The organism is Halorubrum sp. ASP1 (genome assembly GCF_005435135.1).
Lineage (GTDB): Archaea > Halobacteriota > Halobacteria > Halobacteriales > Haloferacaceae > Halorubrum > Halorubrum tropicale.
In genome coordinates this window covers 326,179-341,178 of sequence record NZ_SGUA01000002.1, presented here as the reverse complement: position 1 = coordinate 341,178, position 15,000 = coordinate 326,179, and the positions used below count along the sequence as shown (strand labels likewise).

Below are 15,000 nucleotides of genomic sequence, written 5' to 3'. Positions count from 1 at the left end.
CGATCTGACCGACCAGCCCATCACCAGCAGGTGATCGGCTATGCGAACACGCCAGCCCGCGGTCCGCAAGCGAGGGGTCCGGCTCGTCAGCCACAGCACGGACATCTCCACGGAGGGGATTACCTGTCCAGCGGTCTCACCCCGGCTGACCGAGTGGGTCCCAGAACTCCTCACCAAACTCCGGGCTCACACCGAGCGAACCATCCGCGAGTACGCCACTACGGATCCGTGGCGGACGAGCGCCCAACTCCTCGCCAAAATCCTGCCAGCGTGGAAAGACACCGAGGAACCATGGACCGACGACGTCGCTGAAGCCGTCGCGTACACCCGCGCGATCACGACACTCGCGCTTACCTACGGAGATGAACCCACCACCACGCTCAGTGCGTACCACCAACAGCGACACGCAGACCTCACCGACACAGTCACTAGCATCGGCACGGGGCGCGGTCCAGTCAACGCCGACCTCGGCGCGCTCGCGAAAGGGCCGGTCGCACTCCATCGCGAACTCGACGCCCACCCGACCACCTTCACCCTCTTGTTAGACGGCGACGCCTGGACCTCCCTTACGGACCGCCGCACGGGCGTCCGCGCGCTCGCGGCGATCGCCGTTCTTGCTAATGGGTTCGACGTTAGAGTCGTCGCCTCCCCTAGAGTCCACCGACACCTTGTGAAGCGGTATCCAAAGTGGACCGAGTGCCACCTCGATCTTACTGCCAGCCGGGATGGGTCCCCCCACACCGACCACGGCCAAACTGTCGAGACCGCCTGGAAGGCCATTCGTGACCTCGACACCGAACCGGGAAAACGCCGGCTCCTCGGGAACCTCAACCCCGAGTACGCCCGGAGCTACCGGGATCTCACCACCGATCACGCGGTCGACGTCGCCGACGGCACCATTAGTAGGTATATCCTCGATCTCGAGGACCGTGAGTTAGTCACGGTCGACCGCTGTGGGAAGCACAACACGGTCCAGCTCACCGACCTCGGAGAGCGAGCCGTCCAGCAGTGTCTCGACGACACCGACGACCTCATCCACCCGGATCAGCGCCGACTCGGTGAGCGTCTTACTGGGACCCCTCACGGTTCCACAAGTACAGTGTCGCCCCGCCGTTCGGACGAGGAGACACTCACGCCCGACGAGTGGGTGGCCGCAACCGGCGACCCCGACGCAGACGCCGAGTACGTCCAGTGGCTTACCGGCCCAAGGAACACCAAAACCCACCTCCACGAGCGGTTCTCTACCGTCGCCCACGACGACGCCATCACCCTCGTCGATGCCCACCCACACCCATTCGACGACGGCCGCGTCGCGTACCTCAGCCACACCAACGATCAAACCCACGTCGTGCTCCAGTGGGGTGGCCCCCTCGCAACGTTGGGACGTCTCGCGGGCGCCTTACTCAGCGAGAAAGCGCTCTCGAAGATTCTCACCCCAGCACGACTCGGCCACGAATTCGAAGCGATCGCTGACGGTACCCAAGCGTATCCCGTCGAGCGCATCCTCCGCCGTGGCCACCAAGTCGGCTGGTACAGCGACGCCGAAACTACCTACGGCGCGTGGCGCGAGCGAATCACGGCGGTTCGAGATCGGCTCCTCGCGAAAGTCGCCGAACTCACAGCCAGCGACGACACCGCCGCCCGCGCCACCCTCTTCGCCGATCTCCACGGGCTGATCGCGTCAGCCACCCAGCTGTATCACGCAGCCGGTGTCGAGCTCACGACCACCATTAGACTTCCGGATACTGACGCACTCACACGCAACCCCACCCAACTCCAGGATCTCTGTACGTTTCTCGCCAAGACAGTCCCGAAACAGTCTGTCTACGGAATTCACGCAGGCTACCGCATGCTGTTCGAAGACCGGCCCGCAAAGCTACGCCGGCGACTCCCCTACGAGGTTGCGCCCGACACACAGGTGGATCTCACCATGTCGTGGGTGCTTGCTGGGCCGACTGTCACAGACCTCGGCGAGCAGATCACCACGGCGCTCAGAGGAGAACTCTCTGACGTCCGAGAAACAATCGCCGACGGCACCGAACACGCACCACCCCTCAAGATCCCCGTCGTCGACGGGACGACCTACCCCGCCATCCGGCGGGCAATAGAGAGAGTTGCGATGACCCACGACGTGCAGTGGACACCCCGCGAGCGACAGCGGCTCGTGCGGCTGTGTCTGCGCTCGTTCAGCCCGGCGGACACCCACCGAGCGTGTCCGTACGACGTCGTGGCGAGCCTCTTGGGCGCGCTGAACGAGTCACCGACGCCGACGCCTGCGGAGGTCGAACGCGCAGCGGCCACCCGCTCGCCGACACGCTTTCGGCCGGATCTGCCGCCTACGGCGACCAAACTGTACGCCACACTCCTGCGAGCAGCCCAGCCGTGTGGCCGCAGTGAGCTCATCAACCAATCGGGCATCTCGGCAAGCAGTTATGATCGCCGAATCAGCGCCGTCAGCGAGCTTGAACGCGTTCAACCTGTCCACCGCAACGGCCACAGACGGTGGACCACCGCGGACACAACTCCCGCAGACGTTCGCTCAACCCCGCTGTTGACGCACCGACAGACAACTGCCACAGAACGCGTGTGCAGCCACACCAGCACGTGGGCCAGCCAACAGAGCGCCCACGCCTGGACAGCCCTGTTCACACCACACCTCATGCACAACGACACCAGCCGTCCGATGAACACAGACAGCATAGCCCCCGATCACCAAAGCTCACCGAGAGGCACCCACCAACCCACAACGATCCACCGTACCGAGACACCATCGCTCCACTCGAAACAAGGGGGTGAAACACAATGACAACCCCGACACTCGATCTCGAAACAACGGTCACGCGCGACCACCCAGTCACCCACAAGTCGGCCACAATCCAAATCGACCGCGATGAGTTCGATGCGTCAGTCGTCAGACTCGCCTTCAGCGGGCAGTGGGGGACGACGTACGTAAATCTCACAGCAACAGAGGCGCACACAGTTGCGAGCGCACTCGAACAGACGGCGACGGACGCCGCCAACGCGGAGGCCACCGATGAGTGACGACCCCGAGGACCGCGAGGAGATCCCAGAGGTTGGCGGCCGCGACCCCGAGGAGACACCCACGGATCATGACCCCACCAACGGGCGCTGGCTCGAAGGGAAGTTTGCTGACGCACTCGAAACGTGGGGGTATCTCACCGCCCGCAACGAGCAGCTCTTCGGGCTTGAAACCGACGTCCTCGCGCGCCGACAATCCCCACAAAACGAGCCGGACGATTTCATCGTCGGTGAGTGTAAAGACTGGCACACAACCCTCGTCGGTCGCGACGCTGTCGCCGCAATCTCCCACCGGGCCGCACTGGCTCGCGCAATGCCCGTCCTCGTCGTGGCCAGAGGCGTCACGGCCTCAGCGTGGACGCTCGCCCAACAGCTCGATGTTCGCATCCTCACCATCGAGGATCTCGAGAAAGACGGGCTGCCGCCGCTCACGGAGCATCGACCACCCGTGGGAACGTTCCGTACCCGCCGAGAACCCTGCGTAAGCGAACTCCGTGAACACGTCCCGTCAATAGTGAGCCGGCAGAGCACCGTCGATATTGAGGCGCCGGTGTTTTTCGCTGGTGGGACAAGCCCGTGTTATGTGCCGGACAGAACAGGCAACGACGCGTACGTCAGCGCGTACGACAGCGACTACGAGTTCGATTGACGCTCTCCTCGCGCTAAAGCGCGAGGCGTTCACGTCATATTTTCCGTAGGAGCGGTTTGACAATTACTACCAGTGTGACTTGAAACCGACAGTCGATAAGAAGATCTGAATAAATAATTTGCGGGGGAGTAGAACTATTACTCTCGGGCCAGTACCATCGCGTATGCCACCTACGGGCCCAGCCGATGACCCTGACTGGATGGAGACCTGGAAGGAGCACGCATCGGCATTTGATCGAGTCAAGTCAGTGACGATGACGCTCTCAGAGCCCCAATCTGCCCCGTGGATCGCAGAACAGGCAGCCGTTTCCCCGAATACAGCACGGGATCATCTCCGCCGACTCGTTGAGCTCAGTGTTGTGACGGAAACCGACAGGGACGGGACCAGTCACTACTATCCGGATCCACTGTACACTCGACTCCGTGATATTCGAGCATTACTCGAAGAGACGACGAAACAAGAACTTGCAGAGCAGGCTACAGAATTAAAAGACGATATCGCGGCATGGAAAGCAGAGTACGATGCTAACACACCAGATTCACTCCGAGAACAAGCGGCCGCAGACAACGTCTCTGCTGAGCAGGCATACGAACTCACGCAGGTAGCAAGTGACTGGGAACTTGCCCGGTATCACCTCTCTCTCATCCAAGACGCGATCACAAACTACGACACCTGGGCATCTGACCAGTCGTCGCTCAGTGTATGATGGACGAGCGGTCCACATTGGGTAGCCAGACCGACCGTCACCGAGATGCTGGTTCGTATGTCCAAACAGACTGTCTCTGTTCTGATGGTGGAACGACGCCAGGACGAGATCGACATCGTATCCTCCGCGAGTTGCGTGGCGAGTTGACACGACATCCAGCCGTACTATCGGTCGAAGGTGAGCCACCGAGAGAATACCGAGAACTACAGGCGACCCTTGCTCCGTCGTGGTTCGGTCGTTCAGGAGAGACCGCCTCATTGCGAATCACGTGGGTCCCGGATCCATCGCCCGGACCGGAAGAATCTGATCGGACGAGTGATGCGTGGATGCGAACGCCAATTCCGGCATACTACACGGTTCACTACAGCGAACCATCTGGCTTCGATTGTGGCTTTCACTGTGAACCGAATCCCCATATTGATGGCCTGCTTCACTATCAGGAACGAGACGAAGCCGACGATCGGTACACGTACGAACCAGTCTCATTCGAGGCACGTTCGGTATCCGGATTCTTGTGGGAAGTGATGGATGCGCTCGCCAATCGCCTCACCAGAGAGGATAGTTCAGGGTGACCTCCTCGTGGCAAGTTCAACTGAAGCGGTAGCGCGGAGTCCCCTTCCTCAAGGAGCGACTGAAGGGAGCGAGTAAGGAGGGGTAGTGGACACTGTCTGTACAGTTCAGTTTGTTCTCTAGCGCGTCCAGTTCCACATCGAGTTCCTCATCAGTCCGACTGTCACCGATCCGTTTCTGGGGTGGTTCGGGAGCAGCCTCCTCATCGCGATGGTGACCGAACAGCCGATGTGTTTGATCGAGACCGGAGACGTACCGTCGGATGTCGTCGCGGTCACCGAAGGCGCTTCCTTGCCCACAGATACCAGTCGACATCGTTTCCCCTAGGAGAAACTGTTATGTGTTACAGTATACTACTGTGTATACATGCCATCGATCAGTGCCCGAGTTCCCGATGATGATGCAGACGAGCTTGAAGCTGTGAGTGAGCTGTTAGAGGAAGACAAGAGTACAGTCATTCGCAAAGCACTCTCGGAGGGTCTCTCGTCTATCCGTCGACGTGTCGCTATTGAACGGTACCAAAGTGGTGAACTCTCGGTTAACGAGGCAGCTCGACTTGCCGGTGTGAGTCTCGCAGAGTGGCTCGAAATCGCCCGTGAACACAATCTCACAACCCAACTGTCTCCAGAAGATATCGAATCAGACGCTGCTGCTGCGCGTGACCTGTGACGCGAATTTTTCTCGATGCGACGACGCTTATCGCACTCGGTACGATTGGTGAACTCAAACATCTTACAAGCTTTACTGGTGAACTTGTCATCCCGCCCACAATCCAAAATGAAATCACGACGGAACCGGCACAGACAAATGTGAGTCGGTTTCTCGACCAGTATGCGGTTAAGACAACCGACCCAGCTGTGCAAGACCGAGTACAACAAGCCAAAGAGATCCTTGGTGAAAAAGAACAGAATGGAGACGTCTCTCTGATTGCTGCTGTCTTGGCCTATACTGCGGAGGGTCGACCGGTCGGTGTCGTCTCAGATGATCAGCGTGTTCGGACCACAGCTCGTGGACTCGGGGCAACAGTCACTGGGACGGTTGGTGTCGTTGTCCGGGCCGTGGAGAAAGGACTTGATCGTGAAGAAGCGTACACTCTCATAAACCGGATTGACTCCCATGGGCTTCACATGACTGGGGATCTCCGCGAGAAAGCCTACTCGCTCATCGATAACGCCGCTGAATAGACGTGATAACGCTCGCGACACTGATTACCGGTTCGGGTGATATCCCCCTCAGCGTAAGCGACGAGGTTCTCCTCACCGCATTTGGGAGGTTTTCTGATCTACGACACGACTTGTTCTCGCGGTACAAAACATCCGCTCTCGGGACCGGATAGCAACGAACACAGATGGTTGTCAGGAAACTATTCCTTGAAGCAAGAAATATATCTGAAAGCGTACAAGGACATGTATGCCCGACACAGCGTCCACGGACGGGCCCCCCTCTTTCGATGACCCGTTTAGTGGGGACGATGTCGAACAGCGTATCTATGGAACTATCCTCCAAACTCGGGAACCAGCGACAGCGAGAGCTATCGCCGAGCGAGTAGAGTGCGACCCGAAAACCGCCCGCAAGTATCTCAGCTGGTTCGCGGATCTCGGGATCGCTACACGCCATGACGGTCATCCGATTACCTATGAACGCAACGATGCATACTTCGAGTGGCGACACATCAACCAGCTCGCCGCAGGCCACTCGGTGGAAGAACTACAGGAACGCGTTCGTGATCTGACAGCACAAATTGCTGAGTACGAGGACGCGTACGATGCCGCAACACCGGCTACGGTTGATGCCGTGGCTATGATAGAGACAAGTGACGAACGAACGATCGATGCCGTGTACAGTGACCTTGCCGACTGGGCAACCGCACGGGAAGAACGTGAGCGCTACGAACGCGCTCGCCAGCAACGTGCTGGCGCCGACGGCGAACAGGCTTCTGGGTAGCTCGCTCGATGGTGCCACCAACAGGCGATGGCGGGAGCCCTGCTCCCATCGATCGCCCAATCCTCGAATTCCTCCAGACGCGTCTCCGAGCGACACAGCAAGTCGAACGAGCGACTATCACGGACGCCAGCGGCCACCTCGAACTTCGTGTCACATTCGTATCCTTGTTCTATCCAGCGACCGGCAGCGAGGCGGCCCTGACTGTCCGTTGGTACACGAATGACGACTTCAAGATTCAGCCTTACAACTTCCATAAGCCGCCATCACACCCAGTGTCCGAGTAAGTAGACGGCACCAACCATGACGGTTCCACCGAACGCCTCACGAGTACCAAACGGGAGAGGAATCAGCCCGGAGCTGCGCGGCTTATCGTCTGCCGGTTCCTCGGACGGCGCGCTGTCACCGTCACTCCTGTTTGTGGTTGACTCACCATTGGAGCTGTCCCCGTTGTCGGCTGTCGTCTCATTGTTCGGTTTGCTGTCGTCGGTCGTCCCATTGCCGTCCAGTCCGTCGTCGGCCGTGCCACCGCTAGCGGGGGACGCTGGCTCATCCTCGTCGAGAGTCGTCGTTGCCGGGTCACGCTCAACGACAAGGGTCCCGTTGTGTACATCACCGTCAAGCCGGAGGCTAAATGGGTAGGTGCCCGGTTCAAGATCGGCGGTCGTCGTCCCAAAATCAAAAGACCGAGACTCACGAGGGTCAAGCCGCACCCCCCACGAGCCGGCGACAGTGCTGTTTTCTACAGTAAGTGCGAGTTCTCCTTCACCAGCAAATCCGCCAACATTACGAGCCACTGCAGTAATCGCTGAGAGGTTTTCGCCCTCAGTAACGGTGACATTCTGTGCAGCATCGCTGATCATGAGTCTATCTGGGTTGTCGCTATCACTCACAATCACAACTGTTCTACTGTCACGGTGGGTTGACCCTTGGTATAGATTGTAGTTCAAACGCGTTCCGGGAGTTAGCTCATCGGTATCGAAGCTGATGCTAAATTCCCCGTCAGAGATATTTAATTGTGACTCCTTGCGGTCTGGCGTGCTACCAGCGTCATTAACGAGTGTTACAGAGGTTTCGACAGCTGGCAGGAGCGACGTCGTTCCGGTAATACGTCCATTTTCAGCTTCAACGAGAAGCTCACCGTCATTGGTGACGTGGTCGTATCGAACGAACCGCTCTTCGATACTGAATGATGCTTCAGCGTGTGTGCTGGTGTCGCTGACCCCCCAATACGGGAATAACTCCGGGTGCTCGCTACCAGAGTTCACTGGATTGAATGGGTCCGGCGGGCTTGTTTGGTCCGTGTTGTTGAAGCGATACCGCATGTCTTCAGCCCCCTCAAGCGAGAATTTAACAGAGAACTTGTCGCCTGGTTCAGGGTTGTGGGTGAACGGACCATCATCGCCTGTGTTTAACACTAGATAGAACTGGGTGGGTGCACCTGGGGTGTTCAATTCACCATCGTCTGCCAAGATAACCGTCACATCATCCGCATTTGCTTGAGAAAGGTCAAGTTCTGACCGTGGCTCGTTTCCGCTCGGGTTTGTCTGTTGTACTTGAAGTGAAACACCCTCCTCGGCCGCAAGCAGGTCAACTAACGCTTGAGCGTCGATAGCTTCTCCAGCTTCAATAGAGTCGGCATCTGCGGCGAAATACGATAGGGCACCCCAAATACCAGTCGACTCAAATCCAAGCACAACGCGGTTTCCTTCCGTCACAGTAGTGCGCTCAAGACCATTCTTTCTGAGGCTCTTGAGTGATTCAGTATCAATATCTTCGGTAGCTATTTGAGGATCAACACTAGTGAACACCTCAACGTTATCACTGAGTTTTGGCTTTTTTAGGATAAGATCCGCCTGATCGGCAGCAGCTGTCGGTGTCACTACTCCGGAGTCATCCACAGTGAACGTTCCGTCAGTAATCGCCAGACGATATCGCTGCGGCACTAACGGGCGAACCAGTCCACTGGCCCCGGTTGCCCCGGACGACGCAGTCAAGTTTGAGAGACTATCGGCTATGGGATCTCCATTCGTATCACGGAACTCAATATCACAGGAGACTTCCTCAAGCGCACAGCTTTGTACATTTGTTTCCTCTGTTCCGAGAAGTCGCGTGTTAATCGTCGTTGTGCTACCGCTGATTTTGATAACATCGACAAATCCGACTGTTTGACCGGTGTTACTGATCTGGTTCCCACCGACCAGCAAATATGCTGCTCCATCTGGGTCTGGATTATTATACCCATGGGCAATCTCGATTGGATCGCCTGCGACACCAGTGTATCTTGATTTTGTGAACTCGCCTGTGATGGATGCCTGGCTAGCAGAGTCAGTTACTCCAGAGGAGGCAACTGAATCTATCGGATAACTACCAGAATTAACCGGTGAGGATTTGTCAACGTTAATACCAGCCACAGGTAAGCCAGTTGTAAGTAACAAACAGCAGAGTAGAAGTAATATACCTCCGACCGATAGGAAGCAAGTCCTTGATATCGGAAGCCACGTGCTGCGGGAGCTGTCCGATTTGCTACCGCGCGACTCGCTACGTTGAGAGGACTTTGAATTCAATGATTGGGGGTCAGGCTGGTTATTTCGTTTCATCAGTATTGAGGTCGCGTGATTGAGCCAACACACGCCTATCAGTTGCTGGTGTAAGATTTCTGGTCACCTACAAAAGCATACTTCCTTGATTATCAGTTTGTATAACTCAGCAAAGTCGCGCTAATCGGATCGCAATTTGGCCATTCTCGACAACGGCGTACTCACCGTTCGGACCGGGCGACGGCTCGATTGCGAGAAGCGCGTCGGCATCCTCAGCGACGTGGACGTTGACACCTCGAGTTGCGCTCACGCTCGTGAACGCGCCGGTGCCGACCGCCGCGGAGGTACCTGCTGCCGCCATACCGAGCGTGGCAAAGAGCCTTCGTCAATTCATATTCCGTTGTCAGGGGTTAGTTGATCACCGCCCCATTCTCCGCGCTCGCACTCGCTGATGTTCCTTCGTAAGCTACCTTCACATCCGCGCCATACGCCCGGATGTCGACGTTCGTGTTGCTCTGGAACGTCACGTCACTTCCAATGGCGAGCTCACCGACACGGCCACCATGCTGGGCACCACTGAAGGCTTCATTGTCACTGAACGCAATAAGCCCGGTCTCACAGTTCGTCACGGTCCCACCCTCAATGCGGATCGTCTCAGTTGTCGTCAGGTTCGTCAGATCGTATCCGCGGACACAGTCGGAGACATCATTATTTTTCAGGTCAACATCGGCCTTGTTACTAATTGAGAGGACGTTGATGCCTTCGGTCGCTCCACTAACGGTATTATTCTCGACGTTGTACACCGGCGTCCCGGACTGTGACGGCCCATCAGACCCATTATCATTTTTGTAGTGATTGTTGAGCCGGATGCCAATACTGGTCGCGTTGATGGTGTTTCCAACAACTTCACCGTACTCAATGCCGTTGACAGTAGTCGATCCGTTGATGTTGTTGGTGTTGACGCCACGGGCGACATCAGTGAACGTACTGTTGCGAACGTTCACCTGTCCCCTAACGAAGACGCCGGTCTGATGGTTCTCAAACGTGCTGTCTTCCACCGTCACAGCGCTGTTTGGCGGTGCCCACACACCGATTGTTGTCGATGAGTCGGCGGCGTTGGTATTTCGGATAGTACAGTCTCGGACAGTCGCTCCAACCGCCTGATTCAGGTATACACCGAGTGGTGCGTTGATTGTTGGCGAAAGCGACGGGTTGTCGCCGTCCACTCCAATATTTTCGAGTGTCACATCGTCTGCGGCAATTTCGATGATGTTCGCTCTGTCGCCGAAATTGAGGTCTTGGCTCGGTTGTATCGTCGGGGTATCGCCTTGACAAACAAGCTCCACTCCAGGAACATCAATCGTGAGTTCCTCCTGGTACGTGCCAGATACGACTTCAATGGTCGAGTTTTGAGTGGCAAAATCCAGCGCCAACTGGATACTGTCGAAGATGACGTTTCTAACAGGAGCGTTGCCGGGGGCCCCCTCAAAGTCGCCGTCTTCGAGAAGTGCACCTCGGTTGAGCGTGTTATTATCCACGAAGCTGTTCAGGTCGATTGTCGCGGTCTTGTCCTCGAGTAGGAACTCCGTGTTGCTGATCTCATTGCCGGTGAATGTCACGTCGCCTGCCTCACCGGCTTCGAGGCCGATGCCGACACCGACCGCCTCACTGTCGGAGTCGGAGAGGACATTATCGATATCGTTGTTTTTGATTTTGACCCCGGTCGGTGTCTGAGAATTGTTTCCGGTTCCACGCACTACAATACCGAACCCATAGCTGGTCGTCTCTTGACCAATCTTCTTGACGGTATTGTCTACGACGGTCGAGTTCTGGACGTTCCCCTGTACGCTGATTCCTGCGACACCGCCAGGCGGATTCGTATCGGTATCGCCCGGGTTCTGTAGCCGCTGCACGACGTTGTTACGCACAGTGACATTGTCGACAGGGTCGTCACCGTCGCCCCCGAAGATGTTGATTCCATCAACACCGACGTATTTGTCATCTCCTGTATTCCGAGCAAAGTCTTCAACAACGTTATCGACAATCGTGACCCCGTTTGCACCATTGTCGACGCGGATCGCTTCGTCTGCGCCCCCTGTATCGCCTGGGTCCGGGGGTGAAACCGACAAGCCAGAGACCGTCACATCGTCCGCTTCAACGATCACCTGTGACTCGACGGTTGTCTCTGCCGGTCCTTCGCGTCCGAGGAGGGTGAGACCGGGCGTCTCAATAGTTATTTGATCACTCGAATCCCCGGTGTAGGTGCCCGGTTCAACAAGGAGTGTTGCGCCAGCGGACGGTGGACTGCCGCTTTCGTCACCAGCGTTTCGCAGATTCTCGCCGACGAGTGCGTCCGTAATCGTTTCGAACCCCTCGCGGTCTGCGAGATCCGTGCTCACGAGGATTCCATCGGTGTCACGCTGGCTGATCCCCTCCGTATCACCGCTGCCATCCGTGAGGTCGGCGAGTGCGGCATTCAACCGATCACGAGCAGCTGGCGGGAGATCCTCAAGGCTCACTCCATCGGTCTGTGCCACGAAGTCCTCTATCCGTAGTGGGCCGTCTTGCATCTATGTTGCCTCCCCAGTAACGGTGAGCGTATCGGTAACTTGGAGATCGCCCCCACCGGGGAACGCATCGATCACTAAACTGTACGTTTCAGTATCGCCAGTGCCGAGCGTCACCGACGGGAACCCGGTCTGTGGAACAACCAGCACGATCAGCGTGTCGCCGTTTCCAGTGTCGACAAACGACAACGGCGTCACCTCCACATCAACCGCCTGTGTCCCCTGATTTTGGACCTCAAAGAGGTCTGCGATCACGGTTGTTGCGTCGGCGTTGACGCCTTGTCCGCCGGCATCGGTCGGGTTACTTCCTGTCAGATTAATTCCAAGCTCTCCGCCGTTGGTGGTGACGTACTCATCGTTGCCCTCGCCTGCGGCTGCCATGCGCAACAGGGCATTTGAGTCGTCGGCCACCTGGACCGAGAGATCCCGATTCGCCTCAACGCTGGTGAACGCTCCGGTGCCGGTGACGATCGCGCCGCCGCCACCAAGTGCGCCAAGTGCCGCGAGAGCTTGTCGTCGTTTCATATGTGTCGGCCACCCTCAGGGGTGAAAACCCACCGACGGAATCGAACCGCCGAACTGCCAAGCGTGGGTGAAATACCGTATCAGCGATTATGGTGTTGGGTCGTTGACGCGGACCTCGTGGCCGGTTAGAGAGGAGTCCTGTTCGGTCGCGCCGAACCCATCAGGCGTTTCGACAGTTCCCTCGAACGTGTCAACGGCCTGTGCGACGATTTTGATGCTCCCACTGTAGCTGCTCAGATCCGAGCCAAAGAAGAACGTCCCGAGCTCTTGTAAGGCCTCACCGGGTTCGAGGTACAAGCGGGCGGGCTTGCTAGCTCCGAAGTTGTTACCTTCGCTACTCGAGAGGGCATCCTGGCCGCTCTCGCCCTCACCAAACCCGGTGGTCGGTTCTGCCGTTCCACTCTGAGGTTCGGCGGTTCCTGGTTCGGCGTGTGCTGGGTAGTCGACAAAGAGGCCAAAGGGAATCCCATCGTCGAACTCGTTGGTCTCCTGCCAGACGAACACTGCCTGTGTGCCCTGGTTCCGGATGTCGAACATATCACGGATAATGGTGGTGGCGTTCTGGTTGATGCCTTCTCCACCGCCCGCGATGTTATCGTTCGAGCCGGAGATGTTGATACTCAGCGTACCACCATCAGTCTCCACGTACTGACTGTTTGGACCGGCATCGGCTGTGGTGAATGATAGTAATGCGTCTGAATCGTCGGCAACCTCCACAGACACATCACGATTCGCGCTTACGCTCGTAAATGCGCCCGTTCCCACAGCTGCCCCACCGGCGGTAACTGATCCGGCCGCCGCAATGAACTGGCGTCGGTTCATAATTTACACCTCGTTGTCAGCGATTGCTTCGATCGAGATTGTACCGTCGAAGTCAAGCCCGGAAAGGTCTCCATACGCGAACATCTCGACATCGACGTAGTCACCGGGAGCGAGGAGTGGAGCAGCCTCCTCTTTGCCGCTTCCTTCGTCATCATCAAGATCATCTTCAGTCAGGTTGCTGTTGAGCGAGAACGCGCCCTGATTCTCACCAGAACCCGTACCGGCGTTCTGAATCTGACTGCTCGGCTGCACCGCCAAGGCGACCCGTGGGTCCGTCGGCATCCCCTTCGCGTACACGTACACGTCCTGTGTACCTAGGTTCTTAATCCGGAGCAGGTTCTTGATCTTCGTGAGTGCGTCGTCGTTCAACCCAGTACCGCCTGCGTCCGACTCAATAGTGATCGAGGCAGCGTCACCGCTCGTATCAACGTACTCACTATTAGCTGCCCCTGAGACGGTGTCGATACTAAGCAATGCGTCCGCGTCATCGGCGACTGCCACGCTCACGTCGCGATTCGCGCTCACACTTGTGAACGCGCCCGTGCCTACTGCAGCTGCGCTTCCTGCCGCCAGTGCGCCCAATCCGGTGATGAACTTGCGTCGGTTTGCCATTGGTAGTTGACCTCGTCGGTGTTCGCGTGCGACCCATAGGCACCAGCGGGACATCCCGTGGGTTCCCATGGTCGCTCTACGTCAGACTATTACCCCCTTGTGTCATTGTATTGAGCCGATTGACACGCTTCTGGGAGTGATTACACTACGCCGCTGTGTGTTCTGGCACTGCCTGTGGTTGAAACGGGTAAAGACGAGCACGGGTTGATGCCAACAACACTCGGGTTCAAGCAGTGCTTGAACTCTACAATCGCTCCCTGAACCGGCCTTCTCAAGAGGAAAGTATGTTACTTCCTCACGCACTCAACCCCGTGAAGAAGTAGATAACAGAAACTCACGCGGACAATTGGTGCCACGGTCGACTCAGTGAGACTCACCGGCTCCGAACCGCACTCTCTACATCCTCTAGCTATGGATCACAAGGAATGACAAATCTAATCATCGAAGGGACTGCCCGCGGGCGGATCAGCTTGGGCTACGATCGTTACGGTCTCTAGTAGCGTCTGTGACGTTGTTGTACCGGTTGTATCGACTTCGATATCTACGCGGAAGGATAACCCAACAGGAACCCGGAGAGCATTTTCCGGCCCTTCGATGACTCTAGGGCCGGGAAGCGTACTGATCGGTGAGTCCTTGACTAGGCCAGTGCTTGGACTCCCCTTTCTAGAAAACCCTGAGAACTGTACCTTTTCGGAGTCGTCCTCAATATACACAAATGCCGGTTGAGAACCCTTATTCGTGACTCGGAACACGTCTCGGACTGTCGTCACTGCGTTCTTATTCACAGTATCAAGTGTTACCTCAACTGTGCCTTCAGAGGTGAGTTCGGTATACTCCCCATTGGGCTTGTCAGTTGATTCCAGTCCCAACAGTGCACTTGCGTCCCCCGCGGTCTCGACACTCAGGGTCCGCTCTGCCTCCACAGAAGTGAAGGCACCCGTGCCCATAAGCGCTCCACTACTTGCGCTGACCCCGCCGAGCCCGATCAGCATCTTTCGTCTGTTCAATCGCATACTTGCCGTTAACCGA

Annotated in this window: 13 protein-coding genes and 1 pseudogene; 8 read left to right on the top strand and 6 right to left on the bottom strand. The window is 57.2% G+C overall.

Annotated features, from left to right (window positions below; genetic code table 11):
- Positions 1–40: 40 nt before the first annotated feature.
- The 8 genes and pseudogenes from EXE48_RS18700 to EXE48_RS19330 form a co-directional block, all read left to right on the top strand.
- Positions 41–2,806 (top strand): plasmid replication protein RepH, encoded by a 2,766-nt coding sequence (locus EXE48_RS18700; RefSeq protein WP_241991942.1) that lies wholly within the window; start codon positions 41–43, stop codon positions 2,804–2,806.
- A complete protein-coding gene (locus EXE48_RS04235) occupies positions 2,803–3,042 on the top strand; it encodes a hypothetical protein (RefSeq protein ID WP_137710800.1) in 240 nt (79 codons plus the stop codon). Before EXE48_RS18700 ends, EXE48_RS04235 begins: the two co-directional genes overlap by 4 nt.
- On the top strand, positions 3,035–3,688 hold the full coding sequence (locus tag EXE48_RS04230; protein WP_137710799.1) for a hypothetical protein: 654 nt from the start codon (positions 3,035–3,037) through the stop codon (positions 3,686–3,688). The genes EXE48_RS04235 and EXE48_RS04230 overlap by 8 nt, the downstream gene beginning before the upstream one ends.
- 163 nt (positions 3,689–3,851) lie before the next feature.
- A complete protein-coding gene (locus tag EXE48_RS18695) occupies positions 3,852–4,394 on the top strand; it encodes a winged helix-turn-helix domain-containing protein (RefSeq protein ID WP_199236342.1) in 543 nt (180 codons plus the stop codon).
- Between the two features lie 936 nt (positions 4,395–5,330).
- Positions 5,331–5,633, top strand: a complete 303-nt coding sequence (locus EXE48_RS04215; RefSeq protein WP_137710798.1) for a UPF0175 family protein — start codon at positions 5,331–5,333, stop codon at positions 5,631–5,633.
- Entirely contained in the window at positions 5,630–6,148 is a 519-nt protein-coding gene (locus EXE48_RS04210) for a PIN domain-containing protein (protein ID WP_137710797.1), read from the top strand. Before EXE48_RS04215 ends, EXE48_RS04210 begins: the two co-directional genes overlap by 4 nt.
- A 226-nt stretch (positions 6,149–6,374) precedes the next feature.
- Complete coding sequence (locus EXE48_RS04205; protein ID WP_137710796.1) at positions 6,375–6,908, top strand: DUF7342 family protein; 534 nt, start codon at positions 6,375–6,377, stop codon at positions 6,906–6,908.
- A gap of 8 nt (positions 6,909–6,916) precedes the next feature.
- Positions 6,917–7,177 (top strand): annotated as a pseudogene (locus EXE48_RS19330) (hypothetical protein); the annotation flags it as partial.
- Here EXE48_RS19330 and EXE48_RS04195 read toward each other — a convergent pair.
- The 6 genes from EXE48_RS04195 to EXE48_RS04170 all read right to left on the bottom strand — a co-directional run bounded on the left by EXE48_RS04195 (position 7,172) and on the right by EXE48_RS04170 (position 14,963).
- Positions 7,172–9,505, bottom strand: coding sequence for a BGTF surface domain-containing protein (locus EXE48_RS04195; protein ID WP_241991940.1), 2,334 nt, complete (start codon positions 9,503–9,505; stop codon positions 7,172–7,174). The pseudogene EXE48_RS19330 and the gene EXE48_RS04195 overlap by 6 nt on opposite strands.
- Positions 9,506–9,855: 350 nt before the next feature.
- Entirely contained in the window at positions 9,856–12,015 is a 2,160-nt protein-coding gene (locus EXE48_RS18360; protein WP_158295097.1) for a right-handed parallel beta-helix repeat-containing protein, read from the bottom strand.
- Entirely contained in the window at positions 12,016–12,537 is a 522-nt protein-coding gene (locus EXE48_RS04185; protein ID WP_137710795.1) for a hypothetical protein, read from the bottom strand.
- An 87-nt stretch (positions 12,538–12,624) separates the two neighbouring features.
- Positions 12,625–13,359, bottom strand: coding sequence for a DUF1102 domain-containing protein (locus EXE48_RS04180; protein ID WP_137710794.1), 735 nt, complete (start codon positions 13,357–13,359; stop codon positions 12,625–12,627).
- Between the two features lie 3 nt (positions 13,360–13,362).
- Complete coding sequence (locus EXE48_RS04175) at positions 13,363–13,971, bottom strand: DUF1102 domain-containing protein (RefSeq protein WP_137710793.1); 609 nt, start codon at positions 13,969–13,971, stop codon at positions 13,363–13,365.
- Positions 13,972–14,405: 434 nt separating this feature from the next.
- Positions 14,406–14,963 (bottom strand): hypothetical protein, encoded by a 558-nt coding sequence (locus EXE48_RS04170; RefSeq protein WP_158295096.1) that lies wholly within the window; start codon positions 14,961–14,963, stop codon positions 14,406–14,408.
- Positions 14,964–15,000 lie beyond the last annotated feature (37 nt).